A 26,044-nucleotide genomic window follows, 5' to 3' on the forward strand; every position below is an offset into this window, starting at 1 on the left:
ACACACCTGCGCCTTCCGGCACACCTCCGCCTTCCGGCACACCTCGCACACCTCCGCCCCCGGCACACCCTCAGGAGCCCCCATGGGAAACCTCTGGATCGGCCCGCCCGGCGCCATGACCGAGATCGATCAGGCGGCCAAGTCCTTCGACCGCAGCGCCGACCTCGGCGTCACCGAGTTCAAGTCGCTCGGCGGCCGCGTCACCGTCACCCGCTACCCGAACCCCGTCCGCAGGATGAAGCTGTCCTGGGACCTGCTCGCCCCCGCCCACGCCCGCGTCCTGGACCGCCTCGCGCGCCGCGTCGACGGCCCCGGCCCCCTCTACGTCGTCGACCCGGCCGCCGGGAACGTCCTCGGCGCCACCCAGGCCGGCGGCCTCGGCGTCGCCGGGTCCACGACCGTCACCGGCCTCGCCCAGTGGGTCCGGACCTCCGCCACCGGAACGCTCGCCGAGAGCACCGCCCAGCCCGGCGCCTTCGTCTTCACCGCCGCCGACGCCACCAGCGTCGTCGCCTGGCGCTGCACCGGCACCACCGGCAACTTCCCCGTCGCCCCCGGGCTCCAGGTCTCCTTCCGGGTCCCGGCCGCGTTCGCCGCGCTCGCCACGGTCAGCGCCGGCTTCGACTTCAAGAAGGCCGACGGGAGCTACCTCAGCTCCGTCACGGCGGCCGGCCCCCTCGTCGGCGCCACCGTCCCGGCGGGCGCCGCCTACCTGACCCCCGTCGCCAAACCCGGCGCCGCGGGCGGCCCGTACTCGCTGGCCGGGGCCTGCCTCGCCTACGGCGCCGTCGCGGAGGCCGGCGTGCCCGGCGACGGACTGCCGCCGATGTCGGTCACCGGCTACTCCGACAGCCCGGGCCGTCCGCTGCCGTATCGCAGCATCAGCATCGACCTGGTGGAGGTGTCCGGTGCAGCGGGCTGACGACGCCACCGCGGCCGCCCTCGCGGCCGGCGAGCGGACCAACCGGCACCGCACCCGGCTCGGCGGCAAGGACGTCTCCGCGCAGGTGCAGTCCTGGGAGCTGGAGCGGTCGTACGCGACCGATCTGCCGGCCGCGATGCGCGCCTTCTCCGGCTCGTCCGCCGCCCAGCTCCAGGTCGAGCTGTCCGGCACGGGCGGCAGGACGGCGCCCGAGCTGTACTCGCCCTGGGCCGGCCGCCTCACCGGCGACGCCGTACGGCCCGGCCAGTCCGTCGTCCACGGGGGCACGGTGGGCGCTGCCAACGCCACCGCCCTGCCCGCGTTCCGGGGCACCGTGCGCTCCCGGTCCGCCGCCTCCGGCGGCGACACCGTGCAGATCACCGCGCTCGACGGCGCGGAACGGCTGCGCGGGCCCGCCGTGCTGCCGAAGCCGTACAGCGGCTTCCTCTACCGCCGGCCGGTGTCCACGGCCACCTGGTGCGTGTCCGAACTGCTGCGCCAGGGCGGCCTGTACGCCTGCCCGCCGGCCCGCTATCCGGACTTCGCCGACGGCAAGCCGCTGACCCTGGTGTACGCCTCCCTGCACGGCGGGTTCAGCACGCCGTACGGGCAGCCGGAGTTCCTGCCCGACCCGGCCACGTTCACCTTCCGCCGGGAGGGCGCCCCGCACGAGATGGCGCTGGTGCCCAAGCAGCCGCAGGTCAAGGCCAGCTGGTTCCCGCGCAGCCGGGTCACCGTGCCGGGCAGCAGGCTCTTCGCCGAGGTCTGGGTGAACAACGCCGTCCGCTACGACAGCACCTCGGGCGACGACGGGATCGGCAACGGCGACCAGGTCGTCGTCCAGCTGGATCTGAACCGCAACGGGTCGAACACCGGATACCTCAAGCTGCTCGTGAACTTCGCGGAGCGCTGGGTCCGGATCGCCTCCGCGGACAGCAGCAACGGCTGGTACTTCCAGTGGACCTGGGCCTCGCTCGGCCAGCGGGGCGTCTGGCACATCGGCGCCCTGTTCGACACCACCGACGGCACTTCCAGCGTCTACCCGACCGTCCAGCCCCGGCTCACCGCGCCGGACGGCACCCAGCTCCTGGGCACCGCGGCGACGTACTCCAGCTCCCTCGGCCTCCAGACGAGTTCCGAGCTGGGCCAGGTCTCCCTCTTCACCGACCTTCCGGCCGAGTGCCTCCAGGTCACCGGCGGCATGCCCGCGATGCCGTCGGCGGCCGAGTTCGCGCACACCGGCGCGTGGGCCTGGACGAAGAGCGTCGAACTGGACGACCCGATCCTGCCGTTGTACGCGCTGCCCCGGGTCAGCGGTTCGCAGTGGGAGGTGATCTCGCAGATCGCCAAGGCCAGCATGTCCACCGCCGAGATCGACGAGCGGGGCGTCTTCCGGTGGCGCAACTACACCCGGTTCGCCACCCGGCCCACCACCGCCGACCTCACCCTCACCAGCGTCCGGGAGATCGCCTCGCTGACGGCGACCGAGGAGATCGACGCCTGCCGCAACTACTGCACCCAGCCCTACAAGGACTGGACCGGGATCACCGCGGTGGCGGGCACCACGCTGCAGGACGATGTGATCCGCGTACTGCCCCCGCGCTCGACGACCACCGTCAAGTACCTGATGGCGGAGGACGAGTACGACATCAGCCCGCCGGGCACCGACGACGACACCGGCGCCACCCCCGGCACCAACGTCCGCTTCGCCGCCAGCCCCGCGCCCGGGGCCGCCGCCGTCAAGGGCATGGTGGACATGCTCGTCCGCCGCGAGGACGGCTACCTGGTCGTGCGGTACACCAACCGCAGCAGCCAGACGCTCTACACGATCACCACCGACCGCAAGCCGTCCTTCTACCTGCTGACGATCAAGCCGAGCGCCGACCCGGTCGACCGCGTGTCCATCGCCCTGCTGGAGGACCCCGCGCGCGACCCGAGCGGCGTGGCGAGCGAGAAGTACTACGGCCGGCAGGAGTACACGGCGGAGAGCACCGACTGGGTGCAGGACGCCGCCACCGCCGCCGCCCTGGCCCGGGCGATGCGCACCGCGGGCGTACTGCCGGTGCCGGTCATCGGCGACGTCGACGTGCTGTACGACCCGCGCATCCAGCTCGGTGACGTCGTCCGGGTCGTCGACACCGCCGGCGCCGCGCTCGACACCCTCGCCTGGGTCGTCGGCATCCGCACCGCGGCCACCGCCGAGGGCGGCGTCCAGCAGACGCTGACCCTGCGCGGCGTCGACCCCGGCGCCCTGCCGGCCGACGCCGGACTCGTCCCGGACGCGCCGAGCGACCCGGCGACGACGCCCTCCGTGACGTACGCCGCGGTCGCCGCCGCCTACCCGAAGCTGTCGGACCTCACCGCCTCCCGGCTCGCCTGGGGCCGGATCAAGGAGGGGGCACATGCCTGAGCCCACCGGGGAGCCGGGGACCGCGCCCCCGGCCGAGGCGCCGCAGCCGGCCGAACCCGCGGACGACTCGTACGTGATCGTCACGCCGGTCGAGGTCGTCGTCACGCCGATCCCGGCCGAGGAGCCGCCGGCGCCGCCCGAGGGCGACGAGGACACCGTGCTCGCCGACGTGGAGGCCAGCGGCAGTACGACCGAGGCCGCGGCGCAGCCGGGCGGGGGCGGCCCCGACCCGGACGCACCGGACCCGGACGCACCGGACCCGGCCGGGACCGTGGCCGCGGGCACCCACTCCACCACCGAAGAGGAGAGCAGCACATGACCGCGTACACCCCGCTCGGCGGCATCCCCTACCCCGAGCCCGCCGATCCGGCGAACCTCCCCGCGCACCTCCAGACCCTCGCCGAGACGGTCGACGCCCGGACGATCCTGCGCTACGCGACCGCCGCCGCCCGCGACACGGCGATCACCACCCCGGTCGCCGGCATGGTCGCCTGGCTGGTGAGCCCGGGCCAGCTGACGCACTACAACGGCTCGGTGTGGGCCCCGGTCGCGGCGGTGCCGGTGTTCCTCTACAACAACGACGCCGGCACGACCACCTCCCTCACCCCCGTGGAGACTCTGTCGGGCGCGACCGGCGATCCGCTGGTGGCCGCGTTCACCGCGCCGCCGACCGGCAAGGTGATCGTCACCGTGGGCGCCTGGATCAACAACTCCGCCGCCGCCTCCGGGTTCATGGGCGCGACGGTGAAGAAGGCGGACAACTCCGTGTTCCTGGCGTCCTCCATCGACCGCGCCTGCACCGTCTACGGCACCGATCGCGTGGCGACGACCAGCCAGTTCGTCGTCACGGGCCTGATCTCGGGCACGGCCTACTCCGCGACCCCGACGTACTGGTCGTCGGTGCCCAACACGGTCTCCTACGACAACCGCTTCATCCGGGTGGACCCCGTCCTCTGACCCCGCCGCCCCCGCGGGCCCCGCCACCCCCGCGCCGGAGCCCCGGTGCGCCGTCGTCCCCGACGCGGCGCACCGGGGCTCGGCCGTTCCCGAGAACCGAAGTGAGAAGTGAAAGGAACCCCTCATGGCGACACCCCTGTCCGCCGCCGCCTTCCGCGCCGCCCTGCGCGCCGAGGGCGTCACGGTCGCCGAGCACGGCGCCTGGTCCACCCACAACCGCAACGCCATCGGCGCCTGGGGCCCGGCGACCGGCGTCATGCTGCACCACACGGTCGGCGCCGCCAGCGTCGACGTCTGCCGCGCGGGCCGCCCCGACCTGCCGGGCCCGCTCTGCATCGCGGTCATCGCCAAGGACGGCACGGCCCACCTGGTCGGCTACGGCCGCACCAATCACGCGGGCAGCGGCTCGAAGGCCGTCTACGCCGCCGTGTGCGACGGCACCCCGCTCCCGTCCCGGCCGGGCCCGGACGCGATCGACGGCAACGCCCACTTCTACGGCTTCGAGATCGAGAACTGGGGCGACGGCCGCGACCCCTACCCCGAGGCCCAGCTCTCGGCCGTGGAGAGGATCGCAGCGGCGCTCTGCCGCGCGCACGGCTGGGACGCGGACCGCGTGATCGGCCACAAGGAGTGGACCACCCGCAAGATCGACCCCAGCTTCTCGATGCCGGGGATGCGCGCGCGGATAGCGCGGCGGCTCGGCACGGGCCCGGACCAGGGCCCCTGCACGCCCTTCCCCGGCGCGGCGTTCTTCGCCGCCGGCCGCCGCAGCCCGGTGATCACGGCGATGGGCCGCCGCCTGGTGGCGGAGGGCTGCGGCCGCTACGAACAGGGACCGGGCCCGTCCTGGACGGAGGCGGACCGCCGCTCGTACGCGGCCTGGCAGCGCAAGCTCGGCTACACCGGCGCGGACGCGGACGGCATACCGGGCCGCACCAGCTGGACCAAGCTGTGCGTGCCGCGGGTGTGAGGAACCGACCTGAACGAGAACGGAGTTGCCCGGATGAAGGACTCGACGCGCCGGACCGTGCGGACAGCGTTCCAGACCCTGCTGGCGGTGGCGGCGGCGCTCCCGCTGCTGGCCGGCGCCCCCGGCCTGGCCGACCTGCCCGCGCTCGGGGTGCTGGTGGCCACGGCGACGGCGATCAGCCGCCTGATGTCGACACCCGCCGTGGAGGACACGCTCCCGGACTGGCTGCGCAGGCAGGAGTCGCCATGACGATTCCCCAGGCCGAAGGAGTCGCGCTGGAGCTGGAGCGCCTGCGCCGCTCGGTGGACGTCGGCTTCGCCACCACCCGCGGTGACCTGGCCCTCCTCCTCCAGCGCGCCGACCAGACCGACAAGACCCTCAGCGACCATGAGGACCGTCTCGACACCCTGGAGCGCGGCCGGTGGCCCCTGCCGTCCCTGGCGGCGGTCACCTCCTGCACGGCGCTCGCGGTCACGCTGTGGGAGTCGGCCGGCCGATGAGACGGCGCGATGAGACGGGCGACGGGCGCCGAAACCCTGAGGAAACCCAGGGCTGCGGCGCCGCCGGCCCCCTAGGGGACGTCACAGGTCGGCAGCAAAGGCGGTCCCGGACGTCCGGAGCCGCCCTGCCGGTCCCCGGGACCAGGTACGTTCGACGACGTGGCTGGATTCAGGAACGGACGCGGGGGCCGCCGGGACGACCGCACCCCCCAAGGACAGCAGGCGCCGCAGGGGCCGTCGTACGGGCGCGGGCGGCCCGCGGGACCGTCGTACGGTCAGCCCGCCGGCCGCCCGGGCCCGGCGGGCCCCTCGTACGGCTACCCGTCGGCGCCGCAGCCGCCGTACCCGCAGCAGGGGCAGCCGTACGGATACCCGGGTCCCGGTCAGGCCGACGGCGGGCCGGAGTACTTCGACGGCGGCCACCCGGACGCCCAGGGCGGCACGTACGACCCGTACGCGGCGAACCAGCCGGGCCACACCCAGGCCTTCTCGATCGACGAGGCCGCCGGCTACACCCAGGGCTCGACGTACCAGGCCGGCTCGGCCGCCGCGCCCGCGGCGCCGATCGGCCCGCCGCTCCCCTGGAAGGAGCTGCTGAAGGGCGTCGTGCTGTCCCCGAACCAGACCTTCCTGCGGATGCGGGACTACACGATGTGGGTCCCGGCCCTCATCGTGACGTTCCTCTACGGCCTGCTGGCCGTCTTCGGCTTCGACGGCGCCCGCGCGGACGCCCTGCACGCCACCCTCTCCAGCGCGATCCCCATCGTCCTGATCACGGCCGTGGCCATGGTGATCAGCGCCTTCGTCCTGGGCGTGGTCACCCACACCCTGGCCCGCCAGCTGGGCGGCGACGGCGCGTGGCAGCCCACGGTGGGCCTGTCCATGCTGATCATGTCGCTCACGGACGCGCCGCGCCTGATCGTCGCGACGTTCGCCGGCGGCGACGCGGGCTTCGTCCAGCTGCTCGGCTGGGCCACCTGGATCGCGGGCGGCGCCCTGCTCACCCTGATGGTCAGCCGCTCCCACGACCTGCCCTGGCCGAAGGCCCTGGGCGCGTCGGCCATCCAGCTGATCGCCCTGCTGTCGATCGTGAAGCTGGGGACGTTCTAGCGGAACACGTGCGCAGGTAGGGGGAAGGGGCCCGGCTGATCAGCCGGGCCCCTTCCTCACGCATCTCACATGTCGCCTGGCGCAACTCAGGCGTCGAGCACCTGCCCCGACCGCTTGACCACGGGCGGCTCGACAGACCGGGCTGTCTTGACTCAATGACGGTTGTAGTCTGATCCCTGCTCCGGAGGCAGGGGAGGCCCGAACGTGGCACGCAGGGTGGGGATCTACACCCGCATCTCACGGGACGACGAAGGCGAAGCGCTCGGCGTCGCACGGCAGCAGCAGGACTGTGAGCGTCTGGCGGATCTCCGATCCTGGCAGGCCGTGAAGGTCTACGAGGACAACGACGTGTCCGCGTTCAAGCGCCACGTCGTGCGCGAAGAGTTCGAGATGATGCTGACGGATCTCCGTGCCGGCCTGATCGACGGCATCGTGGCGTACGACCTTGACCGGCTCGCAAGACAGCCGCGCGACCTCGAACGGCTCATCGAGATTTACGACGAGCGCCCGCGCCTGGACTTCGCCACTGTCACGAACGACATCAACATCGCGACGCCGGACGGCCGCACGATGGCGCGCATCATGGTCGCGTTCGCCAACAAGTCGTCGCACGACGCCTCACGCCGCATCCAGCGCAAGCACCTGGAACTGGCCCAGCAGGGCAAGGACAGCGGCGGACCGGCACCGTACGGATGGCGGAAGGACGACCGGACCAAGGTCGACCCGGACGCGGCCAAGGCCATCCGCGAGGCACAGCGGGAGATCCTGGCCGGCGTCCGTATCGGAACCATCCGGACCAGGTGGCAGGAGCAGGGCTTGGGCAACCCGCGGGCAGGCACGAAGCGCATGGCCCACCACCACGTCGAGCACATCTTGACGAGCCCCCGATTGGTTGGATACCGGACTTACCACGGCGAGATCCTGCACGGAGAAGACGGTCGGCCCGTCATGGGCGAGTGGGAGCCGATCAACGCCCTTGAGGAGTGGGAGGCGGTGTGCGCGGCGGTCGCCGAGCGCAAGCGGAAGCACCCTGGGAAGACGCTCGCCCGGAAGTACCTGCTTTCAGGGATCGCCCGTTGCGGACTCTGCAAGACGAAGATCCGAGGCCAGATCAACCAGAAGTGGCAACCGGGCTCAAAGGCTGCACGCTTCACCTATCAGTGCTCCGTGGTGAACGGCGGTTGCGGCAAAGTTGGACGCGTGGGCGACCCGGTCGACAGGCTGATCGCTCAACTTGTTCTTGAGGAACAACGCGCACGAGCCGCAGTAGCTGCCGCACCTGTCGACCAACGATGGTCGGGGGAGACGGAGTTGGAGCAGATCAACGAAGACATTGCCCAGCTCGTCGCGGCCGAGAGGTCGAAGCAGATCACCGTGACCACACTCTTGCAGCTCTTGCCCCCCAAGGAGCGAGAGCGCGACGAGCTGAAGTTGGAGCGAGCCCGCTTCTACAAGGAACAGAAGCAGGGAGAGGCCAAGAACGACACGACAAACGTGACCGTCGATGAGTTCTTGGCTCTGCCCGTCGAACGCCAACAAGAGATCGTGTTGCACAGCCTCTCCGCTGTGATCATCCATCCGGCCGGCCGAGGGCGACGCAAGTTCGACCCCAGCCTGATCGAACCAGTCTGGCGCTGACGATCAGAGCCGCCCCTGCAACACAAGTGACCGGCGTACCCACTCTTCGTCACGCTCAGGGGCTCGACGCAGATGCATTTGGATCCACTCGTCCGTACTCATGACCTTGGACTTCCCCGTGTCCTTCCGGGACTGTGGCCGCTTGACGTCCTTACTCATCGAGGGCACCTCCTGCCAGTCCTTCGCGGGCGGTTTCGCGGTTGTGCTGGATGTCGCGGCGGATGGAGGCGGCGAGCCAGGATTCGCCGGGGGTATGGCCGTGGCCGGCGTAGGCCCAGTGGGCGAGGGTGAGGGTGGTCGCTTCCTCGTCGTCCGGGTCGGGCAGGCCGAGGGCTTGGCGTTGCTGTGCGGCGCGGTAGTCGGCGCGGGTCTGGCGCAGGGCGCCGAGGGTGGTGGAGTAGCGGCGGGACTTGGTGGAGAAGTGGCCGCGGAAGCCGAGCATGTGCGCCCAGTCCCGCAGCTTCCGGTCCGGGTAGAGCGGGTGCAGGTCGAGGCACGCGGCGATGAGCCGGGCCGGGTGGTCGGGCACGCCGAGCAGGGCGAGGGCCTCTTTGTTGCCGATGCGGCGGTCGACGGTGCCGGTGGTCTCGGCGGCTTTGGTGGCGTATTTGGCGACGTAGGAGGCGACGGCTTGTTCAGTGATCTCGGAGCCGTCGCCGAAGGCGCGGATCGGGCGTACGTCGAGCTGGGTGCCCCAGCGCAGGGTGCGGGCCGGTTGCTGGCCGGCCGGGGGCACGTCGACGGCGACGCGGGCGGCAGCGGCGTGGATGGCGTCGGTGAGGAGTTCGAGGGTGGCCCAGGCCGGGGGCGGGCTGTCGGGTCCTTCGGGTCCGTCGAAGCGGATGACGGCGTGGAAGTGGACGGCGCCGCGCTTTTGGTACTCGGCGACCTTGCCGAACGAGACCCGCGACTGCTCACGGGCGACTTTCTGGGTGAGCCCGGCGCGCTTGGCGATCTCACGGCGCAGGTAGATCGTGAAGTAGCGCCACAGGTCGACCGAACCCGATAGCGTCCCTTCAGGGCCGTAGAGCGGCCGGTACGACCGTTCGCGACCGATCCACATAGAGCTACGGATCAGATGCTGAGCCTCTGTGGCAGGCATCATGAGCACGTGGGCATAGACGTGGAGCTGCACTCAGCACGGCCAACGCGCAACTGGCGCAAGTCCCGAGCGACGCTGCTTCAGAGTTCGTACGGGCACGGGGACGCATTGGCCGATCTGATCGGCTCGCTCCGGCTGCTCGGAGTGCCTGGGCGGCTGACCGCCGTGGACCCGTACGAGGATGCTCTGATGAACGAGCAGGAGGCTGCCGTTGCGCTCGGTGAAATCCCCGATCTGCGGCAGCGGTGCACCGATGAGCGTCAGCTCGCTGCTTTGGACGACCTTGCGAAGTTGCTGGAGCAGTGCGCCGGCACTCCAGGCAGCTATCTGTGGTTCCAGGGCGACTGAAGCCCGTGCCCCATCCGTGCCCGATAGACCGGGAACTCACGGGGACCCACGGTCACTAGCAGGCACCACGCATGGAGAAGGCCCCCGACCAATGCTCATGGTCAGGGGGCGCCTCATCAAGCGGTGGGTGTGGGATTTGAACCCACGGTGACTCTCGCCACGACGGTTTTCAAGATCGTGTGCCAGAGCGCTGAGCAGGGGGCTCCCCGCAGGTCAGAGCGCTTCCTTGTTCTCCTTGGGTGCCTCGCCCGACTTATGTACTGGAGGCAAGACACTCCACGGGAAGTTGATCCAGTCGTCGGTGCGCTTCCAGACGTACTCGCACTTCACCAGCGAGTGGGACTTCTCGTAGACGACGGCGCTGCGCACCTCGGCGACGGTGTCGAGGCAGAAGTCGCGGACCAGCTTGAGGGTCTTGCCGGTGTCGGCGACGTCGTCGGTGATCAGGACCTTCTTGTCGGAGAAGTCGATCACGTTGGGCACGGGCGCGAGCATGACGGGCATCTCCAGCGTCGTGCCGACGCCGGTGTAGAACTCCACGTTCACGAGGTGGATGTTCTTGCAGTCCAGGGCGTAGGCCAGCCCGCCGGCGACGAAGACGCCGCCGCGCGCGATGCTGAGGACGATGTCGGGCTCGTAGCCGTCGTCGGCGATGGTCTGCGCGAGTTCGCGCACCGCGGCGCCGAACCGCTCGTAGGTGAGGTTCTCTCGTACGTCGCTCATGTCGGTGGTGCCCCTCAGACCCGGGTCCGGTGGAAGTTCAGGAAGGACCGCGAGGCGGTGGGCCCGCGCTGTCCCTGGTAGCGGGAGCCGTAGCGCTCACTGCCGTACGGCTCCTCGGCGGGCGAGCTGAGCCGGAACATGCACAGCTGGCCGATCTTCATGCCCGGCCAGAGCTTGATCGGCAAGGTGGCGAGGTTCGACAGCTCCAGCGTGACGTGCCCGGAGAAGCCGGGGTCGATGAAGCCGGCGGTGGAGTGCGTGACGAGCCCGAGCCGCCCGAGCGAGCTCTTGCCCTCCAGGCGGGAGGCGAGGTCGTCGGGGAGGGTGATGACCTCGTAGGTGCTGGCGAGGACGAACTCGCCGGGGTGCAGGATGAACGGTTCGTCCCCGTCCGGCTCCACCAGCCGGGTCAGGTCCGCCTGCTCGACGGAGGGGTCGATGTGGGGGTAGCGGTGGTTCTCGAACACCCGGAAGTAGCGGTCGAGCCGCACGTCGATGCTCGACGGCTGCACCATGGATTGGTCGAAGGGATCGATCCGTACCCGCCCGGATTCGATCTCGGCCCGGATGTCCTTGTCTGAGAGAAGCACGCCCCGAGGATACGCAAGGCGCGCGGAGCCCCCACAATCAGGACGACTCCACGCGCCGCGGTCGGGTACCGCTGTGCCGTTCTATCGCTTCTCCGGTGACCCTCTAACGCCGCTCGAGGGTCACCGGCACCGCGCTGCGGAGCCGGGCGCATCGAGGGCACCGCACGAGCCGGCCGGGGCCGAGCCGCCCGGTCTGCTGCATCGGGAACGAAACGGTGCTGAACACGTGCCCTTCGGCACAGCGGACGACGGTGCGCTCCATCAAGCCCTCAAGTCCCTTCCCCAGAACCCCGTCCGGCCTTCTGCCGCTGGACGGCAAAAGCACACAGTACGGGATCAAAGCGACGGTCCTCCAGGCGGCACTCCGCCCCCTGGCCAACGCCCCGCCGGGCGCCAGGTTACGCCCCAACTCGCCCCGCCCGCAGCGCGGATGCCCTCCGGGCACACCCCTGAAACGCACGCCGGCCCCACGGCTTGGACACCGGGGGCCAGGGATGAGGTACAGTGAGCGAGCGCCGATCATCGACTCCGTCGACGGCTCACGCGGGTGTAGTTTAATGGTAGAACATCAGCTTCCCAAGCTGAGAGCGCGAGTTCGATTCTCGTCACCCGCTCCAGATTGAAACCCCAGGTCACCGGCCTGGGGTTTGTTTGTCGTCTAGACCATTTTGGGGACGCGGAGGAGAGCAAGCTGCTCTGCGAGATCCTTCTCCCCGTATTCCAGGAACATCGGACGGACCGTGTGCAGGAGATCGCTTCGGTCCTCATCGGTGAGGTTCGCGAGGAAGGCGTAGACGAGCTGAGCGACAACCACCCACTGGGCCTGTGGATGCCGCTGCTGGTCATCCCGGACGATCTTCTCGACGTCGATGCCCGATGACAGGCAGTCACCGCCAGAAAACCTCAGTGCCCAGCACGCCGCAGGACACCGCGAACTATTCCGGCCGCCGCCGCTGACCGGAAAGCGACGCAACGTAGCCGACGATCGCCGGTTGGGCAAACCGGCGGTTCTCCGGACCATTGATGGCTCACCCGCCCACTCCCAGGCGGAGCTCCCGTACGCCCAAGACCCGAGCCCGATCGGAGATCGTCGTCCTGCTCCGCTACACGGACTTCAAGCGCCGGCGTGAGACCAACACGTGGCACCACCTCGACGGGTGCCCGTTCAGCAAGGAGGAGCAGAGCCTCGCGTCCTCAGTGCCTCTCTCGTCGAGTTCGAAGAGATGGAGTCACAGATCAAGCGATACCGGGAGTACCGGCGCACGATGGACGAAGCTCCGGATGCTCTGCAGCGCTTCCTCGCCCCGTTCATGGAGCGGCTCACCGAGAAGAGCCTCAGCAACGCCGTCGAGCTCATGAACGAGGCCGAGCGAGCCGAACTCGATCGCCTCCTCGGCGTCGTCGACGACGGTGGCCGCCATGGTGTTCCAGCCTGCGCCGGCAGCGTTCAGGAGCGGCCGTTTCGGGCGTGATGGCGGACACACGCGCCCGTGCAGGACGGACGGTCGAGACTTTGGTGAGAGAGATGGGACGCGAGGGCCTGAAGCAGCGCGACGACCGTCATCTTGACGACAGGGTGTCCGGCTGCCCGGCGCGACGTGACGGTCCATGACGGTGTGGCCATGGGTGGGATCCCTCCTGGGACTGCCTGTCGGTCATCGGGGTGGCGACAGGTGCCGGCGGCCCGCCAGATCCGGGGATGGCGATCTGGCGGGCCGCCGGCCGTGACATCGCTTCTTGGCGGGTTCACAGCCCATGGCTCACATCTTCGCCTTCTCACCCGGCGCGCTGGGCTGCTCCGCACTGGCGGCGGCCTCGTCCTTCTCGGTACGCATCACCAGGAGCGTGATGAGACCGCCGACGGCGGCGATGGCAGCGGCCGCAGTGAACGCCGCGCTGAAGCCGTCGGTCAGGGCGGGCAGATCACCGAGTCGGCCGGCGCCCTGGGAGGTGGCCAGGGCGGTGAGAGCGGCCAGGCCGAGTGCCGAACCGACCTGATAGGTGGTGTTGACGATGCCGGAGGCCAGACCCGCCTGCTCGGCCGGGGCGCCGGACATGGCCGCCATCATCGCCGGGATGTACGCCAGTGACATGCCGAGCGCGGCAACCAGCGAGGCGGGCAGCACGTCGACGACGAAGGAGCCGCTGGGCTCGACGGCCGACAGCCACACCAGGCCGGCCGCGAGGACGAGCAGGCCGCCGCCGATCAGCGGCTTGGCGCCGAGGCGGGCCAGCAGCCGCGCGGTGATGGCGGTCATGAAGACCATGAGGAGCACGGTCATCGGCAGCAGCGCCGCACCGGAGGCGAAAGCACCGTAGCCGAGGACCTGCTGCAGGTAGAGGTTGAGGAAGTACCACATGGGGATCCACGCGGCGCCCAGCAGAATCATGGCCAGGTTGGCCGAGCCGAGCCTCGGCACGCGCCAGATGCCCAGCGGCATCAGGGGCCGGCGCACGGTCTTCTGCAGAGCGAGGAAGAGCGCCAGCAGGGCGGCGGCTCCGACGAGTTCGAGCACGGTCGAGGTGGCTCCCCAGCCGATCTCGGGAGCGCGTACCACGGCGAAGACGGCGAGGGCGAGGCCCGCGGTGACCGCGGCGGCGCCGAGCACGTCGATCGCTCCTCGGCGGGGTGCCACGGCGGGGAGCAGTCTGGTCGCGGCGAGGGTGGCGGCGCCGATCGGGATGTAGATGATGAACACACAGGGCCAGCTGAGCCATTCGGTGAAGACGCCGCCGAGGAAGACGCCCGCGGTGCCACCGGCCGGTGCCGCAGCGCCGTAGAGGGCCATGGCCTTGCCGAGTTCCTTCGGGTCGTGGGCGAACAGCGTCATGAGCAGGGTCATCGCGGCGGGGGCGATCAGCGCGCCACCGACACCCTGGACGGCACGGCCGGCGACTTCCACCCATGCCGTCTGAGCGGCTGCGGCGACGACCGACCCGCCGATGAGCACGGTCCAGCCGGCGGTGAACACCCGACGTGCGCCGAGCAGGTCGGACAGGCGGCCGCCGAGGAGCAGGAGACCGCCGAAGGCGATGACGTAGGCGTTGAACACCCATTGCAGGTCGCCCTGGGAGAAGCCGAGGTCCTTCTGCATCTCGGGGAGCGCGACCCCGATGATCGAGGTGTCCATGATCACCATGAACTGGGCGGTGGCGAGCACGGCGAGTGCCCACCAGCGCTTGGGACTGACGGATGACATTGCCTTCCCCTCTCCGGGTACGGAATATACCCCCTGGGGGTACCTGTCGGGAAACTTAGCATACCCCCGTGGGGTATGTATCGCAGGACGGCAACAGCTTTCAGCTCTGCGTAGCCGGAGGCGCTGACGGGATGAGCGGGCCCTCACGAGAGCCCTGGCGGCAGCCCCCGATGGCGCGCGGGTTAGCTGCACTTGGGAACTGCCCATGGCGATCCCGGTCCACGGCGGATCACAGAGCGCCGAACCCACAGGGCTGCCGTCCGCGGGTCCGGCCTCAGTCCTCGCCCCGGCGTCGTGTCGCGCGGTTGTACGCCGTCGCTGCCGTGGCGGACGAAGCCGCGCACGAGGTCTCCCTCGTGAGTCATGAGGGGAGCTGACGGACAAGGAAGGGCGGGCCCAATGGCCCGCCCCTCGTCCGCGCTGCAGAGGAGATGCGGTTGTCAGCTCGCGGCCTCGAAGCCGCGCAGCCGCAGCGAGTTGCCGACGACGAAGACCGAGGAGAAGGCCATGGCCGCTCCGGCGATCATCGGGTTGAGCAGCCCGGCCGCGGCGAGCGGCAGGGCGGCGACGTTGTAGGCGAAGGCCCAGAACAGGTTGGACCTGATGGTGCCGAGGGTCTTGCGGGCGAGCCGGATGGCGTCGGCGGCGGCGCGCAGGTCGCCGCGGACGAGGGTGAGGTCGCCGGCCTCGATGGCGGCGTCGGTGCCGGTGCCCATGGCGAGGCCCAGGTCGGCCTGGGCGAGCGCGGCGGCGTCGTTGACCCCGTCGCCGACCATCGCCACCGAACGGCCCTCGTTCTGGTAGTGCTTGACGACGTCGACCTTGTCCTCGGGCATGACCTCGGCGATGACGTGCTCGGGAGCGATGCCGACCTCCGCGGCCACCGACTCGGCGACGGCCCTGTTGTCGCCGGTGAGGAGCATCGGGGTCAGGCCCAGGGCGCGCAGCCGGCCGATGGCCTCGGCGCTGGTGTCCTTGACGGCGTCGGCAATCTCCAGGACCGCCCTGGCCTCGCCGTCCCAGGCGACGGCGATCGCGGTGCGGCCCGCCGCCTCGGCATCGGCCTTGGCCCGCGCCAGCCCAGCGGGCAGCTCCATGGCCCATTCGGCGAGCAGCTTCTCGCGGCCCACGAGGACGGCGTGGCCGTCGACGACGCCCTGCACACCGAGCCCTGGGACGTTGGCGAAGTCCTCGGGTGCGGGCAGCGTGCCCAGCTTCTCCAGGGCTCCGTCGGCGACGGCGCGGGCGATCGGGTGCTCCGAGGCGTGCTCCAGGGCGCCCGCCAGCCGGAGCACGTCACCCTTCTCGATGCCATCGGCGGTGTGCACGGAGAGCAGGGTCATGCGGCCGGTGGTGACGGTGCCGGTCTTGTCGAGGACGATGGTGTCGACCTTGCGGGTGGACTCCAGCACCTCGGGGCCCTTGATGAGGATGCCGAGCTGGGCGCCGCGCCCGGTGCCGACCATCAGCGCGGTCGGCGTGGCCAGGCCCAGGGCACAGGGGCAGGCGATGATCAGGACCGCCACGGCGGCGGTGAACGCGGCCGTCAGCCCGGAGCCGTTGCCGATCCAGAAGCCGAGAGTGGCCAGCGCGAGGGCGATCACGACGGGCACGAAGACGCCGGAGATGCGGTCGGCGAGCCGCTGGGCGGCGGCCTTGCCGTTCTGCGCGTCCTCTACCAGCTTCGCCATCCGCGCCAGCTGGGTGTCGGCGCCGACCCGCGTCGCCTCGACCACCAGCCGGCCGCCCGCGTTCACGGTCGCACCGGTGACCGCGTCACAAACGCCGACCTCCACCGGCACCGACTCACCGGTGAGCATCGACGCGTCGACGGCCGACGTGCCCTCGACGACCGTGCCATCGGTCGCGATCTTCTCGCCGGGACGGACCAGGAAACGGTCCCCGACCCTCAGCTCGGCGACCGGGATCCGCTCCTCGGCGCCGTCCCGCAGTACGGTCACGTCCTTGGCGCCGAGCTCCAGCAGGGCCTTCAGCGCGGCCCCCGCCTTGCGCTTGGAACGGGCCTCGAAGTAGCGGCCGGCCAGGATGAACGCGATCACCCCGGCGGCGGCCTCCAGGTAGATGTTCCCGGCGCCGTCGCTGCGGGCGATGGTCAGCTCGAAGGGGTGCGTCATACCGGGGGTGCCCGCGGTGCCGAAGAACAGTGCCCACAGCGACCACAGGAACGCCGCCGACGTCCCCACCGAGATCAGCGTGTCCATGGTGGCCGCGCCGTGCCGGGCGTTGGTGAACGCCGCCTTGTGGAAGGGCCAGGCGGCGTAGGTCACCACGGGCGCCGCAAGGGTCAGCGACAGCCACTGCCAGTACTCGAACTGCAGCGCCGGCACCATCGCCATCGCGATGACCGGGGCGGCCAGCACCACGGCGGTGACCAGCCGCTGCCTCAGCGGCCGCAGCGCGTCGGCGGGCTCGGCACTCTCCGCGCCGCTCACGGGCTCGGCACGGACCGGCTCCGGTTCGCGGGCCGTGTACCCGGTGGCCTCGACGGTGGCGATCAGCTCCGGGACGGACACGTCGGCCGCGTAGCTGACCTTTGCCTTCTCCGTCGCGTAGTTGACGGTGGCGGTGACCCCTTCCATCCGGTTGAGCTTCTTCTCGATCCGGGCGGCACACGAAGCGCAGGTCATACCGCCGATGGCGAGTTCCACCTCGGCTGTGTCGGGGACGGTGGTAGCCATCACTACTCCTCGTGTTGGTCAGGACAGAACGAACGTGTGGAGAAGGAGGCCGGACCCGCGGGCGGGCCCGGCCGGTTGCGGGCCTCTCAGGCCGCGCGGCCGGTGAGCTCGTAGCCGGCGTCGTCGACGACCTTGGCCAACAGCACGTCGTCGGGCTCGTCCGCCGTGGTGACGGTGACCTGGCCGGTCTCCAGGTCGACCTCAACCGTCAGGACGCCCTCCAGGGCTCCGATCTCCTTGGTGAGCGTGGCCTTGCAGTGCCCGCAGGTCATTCCGGAGACGTTGTAGACGGTGGCGGTGCCGACGGTGGCCGTCGCCGTGCCGGTGCTGGCGCCGGTGGAGCAGCTTCCGTCAGGGGTGCAGCAGGACATGGTTCCTCCTGGACAAGTCGATTAGGTACCCCCCAGGGGTACGTTCGGTCGCCTGCCTAGATATACCCCCCCGAGGTACCCTTGGCAAACGTTGGTTGACCACTTGTACATACCCCCCACGGGTATAGAGTCGGCGCTATCAGTCGGCAGAAGCAGCACTCCGAAAGAAGGAACTCGCCATGAACACCGGCCTGAAGATCACTGCTTTCGCAGCCACGCTCGCGGCCGCCTTCGGCACCGCCTACGGCGTCGGCGGGGCGGTCGGACCCGTCGCCGGGGGCCCGGAGCCGGCGGCACACGCAGCGCACAACCGGTCAGCGCCATCCGGCCACGGCGACCACGCGGACAAACCCCCCGCGGGACTACAGATCTCCGAGGCGGGATACACCCTGGACCTCGAGACCCCCCACGTGACAGCTGGTGAAAGGAGCGAACTCCGCTTCGCCATCCGCGACCAGGACGGACGGCAGGTGACGTCCTACCGGCGCGAGCACGGCAAGGAACTCCACCTCATCCTCGCCTCACGCGATCTGCTCACCTACCGCCACCTGCACCCCACCCGGGCAGCAGACGGTACTTGGAGCACTCCCGTCGACCTGCCCGCCGCCGGCCCCTACCGCGTCTTCACCGACTTCACCCCCGCAGCCGAGGGCGCCACCAACCTCACTCTGGGCGCAGACCTCGCCGCCTCCGGCGCCTACAAGGCTCCAGTGCTCCCCGAACCCGCGGCCACCGCCACGACCGACGGCTACACCGTCACCCTGAACGGCGACTTGCGCCCCGGAAAGGCGAGCAAGTTGGCCCTCAGTGTCAGCCGTGACGGCCGTCCCGTCACCGACCTGGAGCCCTACCTCGGCGCTTACGGCCACCTCGTCGCCCTGCGCTCCGGCGACCTCGCCTACCTCCACGTCCACCCGAACGGCGAACCCGGCGACGGCACAACCGAGCCCGGCCCCGACGTCTCCTTCACCGCCACCGCGCCCAGCGACGGGACATACCGCCTCTTCCTCGACTTCCAGCACAACGGCACCGTGCGCACCGCGGCCTTCACCGTCCGCACCGGAACGACCGCCGGCCCCGCCGACGCGCCGGAGCCGACCACCGGCGCAGCACACACCGACAGCGACCACCCGCACTGACTCGCCGCGAGGAGGAGGGGGGCAAGTCCGATGGCCGGCTACAGCAACGGGAAAAAGGACGTACTCAAACGACTGCGGCGGATCGAGGGGCAAGTCCGGGGACTGCAGCGGATGGTGGAGGACGACACCTACTGCATCGACGTCCTCACCCAGGTCTCCGCCACCACCCGAGCCCTGCAGTCCTTCGCCCTGCGGATGCTCGATGAGCACATGGACACCTGTGTACGCACCGCCGTTGCCGACGGCAGCGACAACGGCGACATCAAGCTGAAAGAAGCCAGCGACGCCATCGCCCGTCTCGTGCGCTCCTGACGAACAGCAGGAAACGAACTGGCCAAGAAGGCGAACGCAGTCGGAGTTTCCTTGGCCAAGGGCAGTAACGCCTCGCTCAGCAAGGAAGAGCTCTTCGCCCAACTGCAGGCGACCGGCGTGGAGGTGCGGCCGAAGACCGGCCCGTCCGGCACCCAACCGCCGCGGTAATCCCTGGCACCAGGCCACTGCTGCCGCCGAACGCATCCCCCACCACCTCACCCACGGCGAGGACGGGGTGGCCCAAGGGCCGCCGGCCGCGCTCGGCGCCACCCTCGACCTGCTGGTCGACGCCGTACTCACGGCCGTCGCCCATGCCGCGCACTGGAACCGGCTCCACCGGCATGCCCAGCAGCAGGCAACTGCCGAACAGACCCTGGTCCACCTACAGGCCGCGTCCGCGTACATCGCCGAACCGGTCCGGTCCCGGCACGGCGTACGACTCCAGGTGCCGTCGAAGCTCCCGGCGTCGAAGGCTGCCCATAGGTCTAACGCACGCATCGTGAGGCCATGTCGGCGAAAGTTGCAGGAACTCGGCAGGGTTCAGCTAATTTCCTTGCCAGAAGCTGCTACTCACGACAGGCAACCAAGTGCGTATATTGGTCAGGCAGTCTTTGCGGAGTGAATTTTGTCCCGCCGATCGCGATGACAGTTTGAGGCCCTGGAACCTTGATGCTCGGCCGCAAAAAAGCACGTCATGTTTCGCCTTAGAAGGAGCCGCAGTCGTGACTTCCCGCTTGACGACAGACGACTGGTGGCTCATCGCAGCCGGCGTCACGGTCGTCTACATGGCCGCGATGTACTGGTGCATGCCGACGCAGAAGGCGAAGCTGCGCATGTTCATCGCCCCGCTGGCCGGTTGGCTCTATCTACTGCCCAACGCCGCCATAAAAGGCTATTCCACCTCGCACGCCCTTTACATCTACAGTGGCGTTCTGGCGATGTTCGTCATCATGTTCGTGCCGGTCGCGAAAAGGGTTGCATCCGATATCGCCGAACAGGAGGAGAAGCCCTGGGTCAAGGTTCTTCCCAACACTTTTGCCTTGTCTTGGATGCTCGGGTCGGCCACAGCTTGCACCGCGGGAATGGTCTACCTTTGGCCGTTCCTTTCCTAGGTGGGACCGTACGTGGGCCCTCGGCAGTGAGCAGCCCGATGTCTTCCATGTCGGACGTAAGGATCGTCACCCGGCCGGGATGTTGCGGGGTGGTCGCGCACAGCGCGGGGTCGGGCGCGTGCTCGTGGCCGTGCGGCTCCGGCGCAGGCGGCGGAGCGACGGCGGATCGCGCGACGGCCTGGGGCACCGGCTCAGCACTCCGGCGGCGGTAGGAGTCGGGTGCGCCGAGCGACCGCTACAACCAACCGCCCGCCTCGAAGGTCTTGGTCGTCGGTGCCCGGCCCTGACCGCGGCGCCGACGACCAAGGGGAGGTACGCATGGGGGCGGGCATGGTGACGGGGCCGGTGACACGCGGGACGCGTGGCGTGCGGAGGCGCGGCGGGCCGGTGCTCACGGCGGTGGTACTGGCGGCCACCGCGGGCGGGCTGCTGAGTGCGGGCGCCGTGCCCGCCTCCGCCGCCACCGTGAGCTGCGCCTCACCCGTCTACAAGCGGCAGTTCTTCGCGAACACCACGTTCTCCGGCACGCCCCGGAAGACCGACTGCGACGCGCGGATCGACCAGAACTGGGGCGCCGGGGCGCCGGCCTCGGGGCTGCCGAAGGACGCCTTCGGTGTCCGGTGGACCGTCACCCGCGACTTCGGCTCCGGCGGTCCGTTCGCCCTGTCCGCGGCGGCACGTGACGGCATCCGCGTCTACCTCGACGGCGCCCGAAAGGTGGACCTCTGGAAGGACGTCTCCACCACCCGGAAGAAGACCGCCGACATCACCGTTCCGGCCGGCAGGCACACCCTCCGCGTCGACTTCGCCAACTGGACCGGGCCGGCGAACGTCGCCCTCTCCTACGCGCCGCGCACCTCCGCGGCCGTCGACAAGGTCAAGCCGCTCGTCCCCGGCGGCGCCTCCGTCTCGTACGCCGACGGCCGGGCGAAGCTGACCTGGTCCCGGAACCAGGAGATGGACCTCGCGGGCTACCGGGTCTACCGGCGCCTCAAGGGGACCGACTTCGGCGGCAAGCCGCTGGCGACGACGACTTCCGCCTCGTACACCGACGCCTCCCTGCCGCGCACCGGGGACGTCTACTACTACGAGGTGCGCGCCTACGACAAGGCCGGCAACGCATCCGCCGGCACCGCCGACAAGGCCGTCACCACCCTCGACCGGACGCCGCCCGCCGCACCCGCCGGGCTGAGCGCCACCAAGGCCGACGGAGCCGTGCGGACCCAGTGGCAGCCGGTCGAGGGAGCGACCTGGTACCGCCTCTACCGGGCGTCCTCCGCCGCGGGGCCCTTCGAGGCGGTCGCCGCCCGGCTGACGGACGGCTCGTACCGGGACACGCCCTCCTTCGACGTCACCAAGCGCTGGTACTACCGGGTCGTCGCGGGTGACGCGGCGGGCAACACGTCCGTGCCGTCGGCGACCGCCGACACGGGCGTCCCCGACGTCACCCCGCCCGGCCAGGTCACCGGGGTGCAGGCCGTCGGCGGTACGGCGGGCAACAACGTGCGCTGGACGGCGAACGCGGACGACACCGCGCACTACGAGGTGTGGACGCGGCGAAGCAGCCAGGAGGAGTTCACGGGCCCGCAGGTCGTCCTCGGCTCCTCGTGGCTGGACGCCGCCGCCCCGGTGGGCGGCGCCGTCGAGTACCGCGTGAACGCGGTGGACACGGCCGGCAACGTCTCCCCCGCCTCCGTGTCCGCGGCGGCCGTCCGTCCCGCCCCCGCCCCGGTGTCGGCGCCCCAGTCCGTCACCGCGGCACCGCGCGACGGCTCCACCCCCCTCACCTGGGCGTTCCCGGCCGACGCGTGGAAGTTCCACGTGTACCGGCGTACCGACCCGAACGGCGCCTGGACGCTCCTCGACGAGGATCCGACCGGGGCGAACAGGTTCGAGGACACCACCGCGCCCGCCGGGGTCGCGTACTACTACGTCGCCTCCGTCGACGCCGCCGGCGCGGACTCCGCGCCTTCGGCCACGGTCATGGCGGACCGGCTCACCCCGGCGACCGCCACGGCGCCGCAGGCCCCCGTCCTCTCCCTCAAGGCCCCGTACGCCGAGTGCACGGCCAACGACTGCTCCGGTCACGGTGGCGCCGGCCAGCCCGTCACGATCACGATGAGCCGTCCGGCCGGTGACAGCCGCGTCATCGGCGGCTACCGGTGGCGCGTCTTCGGTGGAGGCGCCGACTCGGGGTACCACCAGACCTCGGACGGCACGGTGGCGTGGACTCCGTCCCGGTCGGGTTTCTACGTGGCCGAGGTGGCGAGCGTGGACGTGTACGGACGTGTCGGCGCTGCCACGCAGATCGAGTTCAAGGTCGCCTGACCCGTTCCCTCCGCCCCTCCGGCCCTCCGTCCCTCGGCGTCTCGGACGCCGGGGGGCTTTTGGGAGACCGGCGGCTCAGGACACTCCGAGGAACCGCAGCACCGCCAGTACGCGGCGGTGGTCCGTGTCCGCCTTCGGGAGGTCGAGTTTGGCGAGGATGTTGTTGATGTGTTTGGCCACCGCGCTCTCGCTGACCACGAGTTGGTTGGCGATCCCGGCGTTGGAGCGGCCGCCCGCCATCAGTTCCAGGACCTCGCGTTCGCGGGGGGTGAGCCGGTCCAGGGGGTCGCTGTGGCGGCGTACCAGCAGCTGGGAGACCACCTGCGGGTCCAGTGCGGTGCCGCCGGCCGCCACCCGGCGCACGGTGTCGGCGAACTCCTCGACGTTCGCGACGCGTTGCTTGAGCAGGTAGCCGATGCCCGAGGTGTGGGCGGACAGGAGGTCGGCGGCGTAGCGTTCCTCCACGTACTGGGAGAGGAGCAGGACCGCCGTCCTCGGGGACTGCCGTTTGATGACCAGCGGCGTCACCGGCCTCCGCGACCACCTCGAACCCTGCCGTCTCCAGGACCTTGACCACGCCGATGCGCAGCAGCACGGAGTCCTCGGCGATCACGGCACGCACGGCAGCTCCACGGTCATCACGGTCGGCCCCCCGACGGGACTGTCGACCGTCAGGACCTCGGCCCTGGACGCCTCGGCGTGCTTCACCACGTTCGTCAGCGCCTCGGAGACGACGAAGTAGGCGACGGCCTCGATCGTCGGCGACGGCCGCGACGGCAGGTCCGCCCGCACCCGTACCGGGAGGGGCGCCCTGGCCGCGACACCCGAGATCGCGGCGTCGAGGCCGCGGTCCTCCAGGACGGCCGGGTGCAGCCCGCGCACCAGGCCGCTCAGTTCCTCGATCGCCTCCTTCGCCTCCCGGTGCGCCTCGTCGAGCACCCGGCGGGCGTCCTCGGGCAGGTCGCCGCCAGGGACAGCAACGGCCCCTTTAGCAGGTGGTAGTTGAGCTGTCGTCGTCCCGCCGGGGTCCGGAGCCACGTGAGCGGGCCGGGTCGCCGCCCCGGGTGGGGCGACGGGATGGCCACGCCGAGGCGGTTCAGGAAACGGCCGTGCTGCGCCCCGGTGAGCAGCGGTCCGGCCAGGACGACGGCGGCCGACGGGACGAGGACCGCGAGGAGAACGGCCCACATCGCGGCCGGCACGAACAGCGTCCAGGGCAGTGCCAGGACGAACAGCACACCGAACTGGATCAGGACACCCGTGGCGAGGAACGCGACCGGGCGCCCGATTCCCGGGAACGGCCGGGTGACCACGCGCCGCAAGCGGGCAGTCGCAGTTGTGTGCATGGGGAAGACGGTATGGGGCGAGATCGGGGGTGATCCATGGCGTAGGTATCCGCTCCGGGGGTGCGACTGGTGCCACCACGGAACGGACCTCCGCATTACTGACGGTGACCGCCGCAGGGAGAAGGCTTGAGGTCGTGAGGGAGATCCGGCAACGCGAGGAGACCGATCCGATGAGCGCACCGAGTGACCGCCGACCGCCTCCTGACGCCGCGCACCGGTCGGCCGGCGGCGGGAACCGCCCCTGGTACCGGGTGGAACGCGTCCTGGTCGGCTGCGGGCTGGGTCTGCTGCCCTGGATGGTCGTGCTGGCCGGCGGCCTGCCCGCCGTCGACGTCACCGGACGCTGGCACGTGGTCTGGATCGGCCTGGACACCCTGGAGTGCCTGGGGCTGATCGCCACGGGGCTGCTGGCCGAGCGCGGTCACCGTCTGTATCCGCTCACGGCCACCGCCACCGGGACGCTGCTGGTGGTCGACGCCTGGTTCGACACCATGACGGCGGCGTCGGGCGCGGAGCGCGTTTCCGCGGTGGCGATGGCGCTCGGTGCGGAGCTGCCGTTGGCGGTGGTGTGCGTCGTACTGGCGGCGAAGGGACTCGCCCGCCTCATGCCCGCCCTGCCGGCCGTGCCCGTCTCGCCGGTCGTGCCGCAGGAGCCGTCGTCTCCCGGTTCGGCTGCCTGGCTCCGTGTGCTCCACCTGCCGGAAAATCCCTCGTCGAGTGCCCGGTAGTACGTCATGATCCCTTCAGCGGTGCGCTCTCGTGCGGACGTGAGACCAGCACGCGCATGGAGAAGTACGGCGGGAACCGGGGGACTGTGAGCAAGAGACGCTACGTGGCGCGGGGTGTGCCGGGCGGATACCGGATCTGGGACAACCGGGGGCGCCGATGGTGGGGGGACCTCTACGAGTTGTGCCCTGACGATCTCCTGACCGAACTGAACGGCCGGGCGGACCGCACACGGATCACGGCGCTGATGAAGCGCTACCGGGCGCAGAAGCGGTAGGCGCCACATGGCATTCACGTACGTCTACAAACGACGCGTCGGGCCGTGGGGGCTCGTCGCCCGCGTGACCCTGGACGTTCGGCCTGTGGACGAGATGCCGCGCGAGGCGCGCGGCATCGACGGCTCGTGCCACCGGTGGATTCCCTCGCACGGGCTGGCACCGGCGGACGCGAGATGGATGGCCTTCGGCCTCGGCCTGGTGGCCCGGCAGCTCGATGCCCTCCTCGGCGGCGCCGGCCGCGTGGTGGTACAGGTTGTCGACTGGGACGTCCCCATGCTGGCGGACTACCAGGAGGAGGTCGCCGCCGCGGCCGTCATCGAGTGCCTGCGGCAGAACTACGGCATCCGAGGCGTAGCCATCGGCCTCTCATTCGACCGGGAGCGCAACCGGTACGGATTCACCTGGGACGGAGCACCGGCGCGGGTGAACCCAAGCGTTTTATCCGGATTCGGTGAAACGGCCCCCGTGGACAGACGGTACGGCGACGAAGTCATCGACTGACCGGTCCGTGGGAGGGCCGGAAGGGATCGGTCGTATTGGGGCGTGGGACACCCTTGCCGTAATAGTTGTGTGCGCGTGGCTGCGTTGCCGGTGCCTTGACCTACGGAATTCCGGTCGGGAATTCGATCGAAAGAGGATGAGAAGCGTGCCCGTATTGAAGTCGGCCGAGGCGGTGGACGCCTGGCTGTCGGCTGTCGGGTGGTATCCGGGGCGCCGGTGTGACGACATCGCCGCCGCCGAGGCAGCGAGCGCCGTGCGGGATTTCCGCGACGACGGCGCAAGCCTGGAGATCATCGCCCCGGCTCTGGAGTTCCTGCGCGAACACGTCGGTCTCGTGGCGCCCCGGCACGCATCGACCGACGACCGGGTGGAGTTCCACCCACGCCTCATGTACCGGGGTGCGGCGGAGGACGTGCGGGAACTCGCCGACGGGCTCGGGAAGAAAGTCTTTCCCGTCGCGTACGACACGTACGACGGCGGTACGGTCCTCATCGACGAGGCGGGGCGGTTCTTCTACCTGCATCACAGCGGGGAGTACTTCCTCGGTGAGGACAAGTACGCGGCGTTGATGAGTTATTCGCGGGGATATCCGCTCGAAGACGCGGAGGATTACTCTGCCTGAGCTGTTCCGATGACCGCGGCCTCCCTGCCGGGGCGCTTGCTCCGTGCGACTCCCCGACTCCGTACGGGGGCATCCGCCCCGCGCGACTCCCGGCCCCGTGCAGGAGCGCTCGCCCCCCGTACCGGAACCGTGCGCGGCGG

26 protein-coding genes, 1 tRNA gene and 3 pseudogenes are annotated in these 26,044 nt (G+C 70.5%); 21 read left to right on the plus strand and 9 right to left on the minus strand.

The window, feature by feature from the left end; all coding sequences use genetic code 11:
• Window positions 1-82: 82 nt before the first annotated feature.
• From ABEB07_RS15365 to ABEB07_RS15405, 9 genes are all read left to right on the plus strand, one after another.
• Entirely contained in the window at window positions 83-922 is an 840-nt protein-coding gene (locus tag ABEB07_RS15365; protein WP_345668827.1) for a hypothetical protein, read from the plus strand.
• Window positions 909-3,332 (plus strand): hypothetical protein, encoded by a 2,424-nt coding sequence (locus ABEB07_RS15370; RefSeq protein WP_345668829.1) that lies wholly within the window; start codon window positions 909-911, stop codon window positions 3,330-3,332. Before ABEB07_RS15365 ends, ABEB07_RS15370 begins: the two co-directional genes overlap by 14 nt.
• Window positions 3,325-3,651 (plus strand): hypothetical protein, encoded by a 327-nt coding sequence (locus ABEB07_RS15375; RefSeq protein WP_345668830.1) that lies wholly within the window; start codon window positions 3,325-3,327, stop codon window positions 3,649-3,651. Before ABEB07_RS15370 ends, ABEB07_RS15375 begins: the two co-directional genes overlap by 8 nt.
• Complete coding sequence (locus tag ABEB07_RS15380; RefSeq protein ID WP_345668832.1) at window positions 3,648-4,289, plus strand: hypothetical protein; 642 nt, start codon at window positions 3,648-3,650, stop codon at window positions 4,287-4,289. The genes ABEB07_RS15375 and ABEB07_RS15380 overlap by 4 nt, the downstream gene beginning before the upstream one ends.
• A 124-nt stretch (window positions 4,290-4,413) precedes the next feature.
• Window positions 4,414-5,259, plus strand: a complete 846-nt coding sequence (locus tag ABEB07_RS15385; protein WP_345668833.1) for a peptidoglycan-binding protein — start codon at window positions 4,414-4,416, stop codon at window positions 5,257-5,259.
• 33 nt (window positions 5,260-5,292) lie between these two features.
• Window positions 5,293-5,508, plus strand: coding sequence for a hypothetical protein (locus ABEB07_RS15390; protein ID WP_345668834.1), 216 nt, complete (start codon window positions 5,293-5,295; stop codon window positions 5,506-5,508).
• Window positions 5,505-5,759, plus strand: a complete 255-nt coding sequence (locus tag ABEB07_RS15395; protein WP_164588359.1) for a hypothetical protein — start codon at window positions 5,505-5,507, stop codon at window positions 5,757-5,759. The genes ABEB07_RS15390 and ABEB07_RS15395 overlap by 4 nt, the downstream gene beginning before the upstream one ends.
• Window positions 5,760-5,918: 159 nt before the next feature.
• Complete coding sequence (locus tag ABEB07_RS15400; RefSeq protein WP_176149832.1) at window positions 5,919-6,869, plus strand: Yip1 family protein; 951 nt, start codon at window positions 5,919-5,921, stop codon at window positions 6,867-6,869.
• A 204-nt stretch (window positions 6,870-7,073) separates the two neighbouring features.
• Complete coding sequence (locus ABEB07_RS15405; RefSeq protein ID WP_345668836.1) at window positions 7,074-8,507, plus strand: recombinase family protein; 1,434 nt, start codon at window positions 7,074-7,076, stop codon at window positions 8,505-8,507.
• Window positions 8,508-8,658: 151 nt separating this feature from the next.
• Here ABEB07_RS15405 and ABEB07_RS15410 read toward each other — a convergent pair.
• A pseudogene (locus ABEB07_RS15410) lies at window positions 8,659-9,501 on the minus strand (replication initiator); the annotation flags it as partial.
• Window positions 9,502-9,618: 117 nt separating this feature from the next.
• Here ABEB07_RS15410 and ABEB07_RS15415 point away from each other — a divergent pair.
• Complete coding sequence (locus ABEB07_RS15415) at window positions 9,619-9,957, plus strand: hypothetical protein (protein WP_345668837.1); 339 nt, start codon at window positions 9,619-9,621, stop codon at window positions 9,955-9,957.
• 213 nt (window positions 9,958-10,170) lie between these two features.
• Here the strand turns inward: ABEB07_RS15415 and ABEB07_RS15420 are convergent, their stop codons facing one another.
• Entirely contained in the window at window positions 10,171-10,680 is a 510-nt protein-coding gene (locus tag ABEB07_RS15420) for a phosphoribosyltransferase (RefSeq protein WP_345668838.1), read from the minus strand.
• A 14-nt stretch (window positions 10,681-10,694) separates the two neighbouring features.
• A complete protein-coding gene (dcd, locus tag ABEB07_RS15425; RefSeq protein WP_164588357.1) occupies window positions 10,695-11,270 on the minus strand; it encodes a dCTP deaminase in 576 nt (191 codons plus the stop codon).
• Window positions 11,271-11,813: 543 nt separating this feature from the next.
• Between dcd and ABEB07_RS15430 the strand changes: the two genes are divergently transcribed.
• The 3 genes from ABEB07_RS15430 to ABEB07_RS15440 all read left to right on the plus strand — a co-directional run bounded on the left by ABEB07_RS15430 (window position 11,814) and on the right by ABEB07_RS15440 (window position 12,742).
• Window positions 11,814-11,887, plus strand: a tRNA-Gly gene (locus tag ABEB07_RS15430).
• A 2-nt stretch (window positions 11,888-11,889) separates the two neighbouring features.
• A complete protein-coding gene (locus ABEB07_RS15435; RefSeq protein WP_345668840.1) occupies window positions 11,890-12,150 on the plus strand; it encodes a hypothetical protein in 261 nt (86 codons plus the stop codon).
• 343 nt (window positions 12,151-12,493) lie between these two features.
• Window positions 12,494-12,742, plus strand: a complete 249-nt coding sequence (locus ABEB07_RS15440; RefSeq protein ID WP_345668841.1) for a hypothetical protein — start codon at window positions 12,494-12,496, stop codon at window positions 12,740-12,742.
• Window positions 12,743-13,030: 288 nt separating this feature from the next.
• Here ABEB07_RS15440 and ABEB07_RS15445 read toward each other — a convergent pair whose 3' ends face one another.
• The 3 genes from ABEB07_RS15445 to ABEB07_RS15455 all read right to left on the minus strand — a co-directional run bounded on the left by ABEB07_RS15445 (window position 13,031) and on the right by ABEB07_RS15455 (window position 17,540).
• On the minus strand, window positions 13,031-14,470 hold the full coding sequence (locus tag ABEB07_RS15445) for an MFS transporter (protein ID WP_345668842.1): 1,440 nt from the start codon (window positions 14,468-14,470) through the stop codon (window positions 13,031-13,033).
• A gap of 440 nt (window positions 14,471-14,910) precedes the next feature.
• Window positions 14,911-17,169: a heavy metal translocating P-type ATPase gene (locus tag ABEB07_RS15450; RefSeq protein WP_345668843.1), complete on the minus strand. Its 2,259-nt coding sequence runs from the start codon at window positions 17,167-17,169 to the stop codon at window positions 14,911-14,913.
• A gap of 86 nt (window positions 17,170-17,255) precedes the next feature.
• Window positions 17,256-17,540, minus strand: a complete 285-nt coding sequence (locus ABEB07_RS15455; protein ID WP_345668844.1) for a heavy-metal-associated domain-containing protein — start codon at window positions 17,538-17,540, stop codon at window positions 17,256-17,258.
• Between the two features lie 179 nt (window positions 17,541-17,719).
• On the opposite strand from ABEB07_RS15455, the gene ABEB07_RS15460 reads away from it, so the two are divergent.
• From ABEB07_RS15460 to ABEB07_RS15475, 4 genes are all read left to right on the plus strand, one after another.
• Window positions 17,720-18,679 carry a hypothetical protein gene (locus tag ABEB07_RS15460; protein ID WP_345668845.1) on the plus strand — a complete coding sequence of 320 codons (960 nt, stop codon included), beginning with the start codon at window positions 17,720-17,722 and terminating at the stop codon, window positions 18,677-18,679.
• Between the two features lie 30 nt (window positions 18,680-18,709).
• Window positions 18,710-18,991: a metal-sensitive transcriptional regulator gene (locus tag ABEB07_RS15465; protein ID WP_176149823.1), complete on the plus strand. Its 282-nt coding sequence runs from the start codon at window positions 18,710-18,712 to the stop codon at window positions 18,989-18,991.
• A 722-nt stretch (window positions 18,992-19,713) separates the two neighbouring features.
• Window positions 19,714-20,103: a hypothetical protein gene (locus ABEB07_RS15470; protein WP_345668846.1), complete on the plus strand. Its 390-nt coding sequence runs from the start codon at window positions 19,714-19,716 to the stop codon at window positions 20,101-20,103.
• Window positions 20,104-20,490: 387 nt separating this feature from the next.
• Window positions 20,491-22,431: a fibronectin type III domain-containing protein gene (locus ABEB07_RS15475; RefSeq protein WP_345668847.1), complete on the plus strand. Its 1,941-nt coding sequence runs from the start codon at window positions 20,491-20,493 to the stop codon at window positions 22,429-22,431.
• Window positions 22,432-22,506: 75 nt separating this feature from the next.
• Here ABEB07_RS15475 and ABEB07_RS15480 read toward each other — a convergent pair.
• The 3 genes and pseudogenes from ABEB07_RS15480 to ABEB07_RS15490 all read right to left on the minus strand — a co-directional run bounded on the left by ABEB07_RS15480 (window position 22,507) and on the right by ABEB07_RS15490 (window position 23,777).
• Window positions 22,507-23,053, minus strand: a pseudogene (locus ABEB07_RS15480) (response regulator transcription factor).
• Window positions 23,041-23,394 (minus strand): annotated as a pseudogene (locus ABEB07_RS15485) (sensor histidine kinase); the annotation flags it as partial. The pseudogenes ABEB07_RS15485 and ABEB07_RS15480, both read right to left, overlap by 13 nt.
• Window positions 23,322-23,777, minus strand: a complete 456-nt coding sequence (locus tag ABEB07_RS15490) for a hypothetical protein (RefSeq protein ID WP_345668849.1) — start codon at window positions 23,775-23,777, stop codon at window positions 23,322-23,324. The pseudogene ABEB07_RS15485 and the gene ABEB07_RS15490, both read right to left, overlap by 73 nt.
• A 170-nt stretch (window positions 23,778-23,947) precedes the next feature.
• Here ABEB07_RS15490 and ABEB07_RS15495 point away from each other — a divergent pair, with 170 nt between their 5' ends.
• From ABEB07_RS15495 to ABEB07_RS15510, 4 genes are all read left to right on the plus strand, one after another.
• Window positions 23,948-24,505 (plus strand): hypothetical protein, encoded by a 558-nt coding sequence (locus ABEB07_RS15495; protein ID WP_345668850.1) that lies wholly within the window; start codon window positions 23,948-23,950, stop codon window positions 24,503-24,505.
• Window positions 24,506-24,591: 86 nt separating this feature from the next.
• Window positions 24,592-24,780 carry a hypothetical protein gene (locus tag ABEB07_RS15500; protein ID WP_345668851.1) on the plus strand — a complete coding sequence of 63 codons (189 nt, stop codon included), beginning with the start codon at window positions 24,592-24,594 and terminating at the stop codon, window positions 24,778-24,780.
• Between the two features lie 7 nt (window positions 24,781-24,787).
• Complete coding sequence (locus tag ABEB07_RS15505) at window positions 24,788-25,282, plus strand: hypothetical protein (protein WP_345668852.1); 495 nt, start codon at window positions 24,788-24,790, stop codon at window positions 25,280-25,282.
• 136 nt (window positions 25,283-25,418) lie between these two features.
• Complete coding sequence (locus ABEB07_RS15510) at window positions 25,419-25,904, plus strand: SUKH-3 domain-containing protein (RefSeq protein ID WP_345668853.1); 486 nt, start codon at window positions 25,419-25,421, stop codon at window positions 25,902-25,904.
• Window positions 25,905-26,044: the final 140 nt, after the last annotated feature.

The organism is Streptomyces similanensis (assembly GCF_039543625.1).
GTDB lineage: Bacteria > Actinomycetota > Actinomycetes > Streptomycetales > Streptomycetaceae > Streptomyces > Streptomyces similanensis.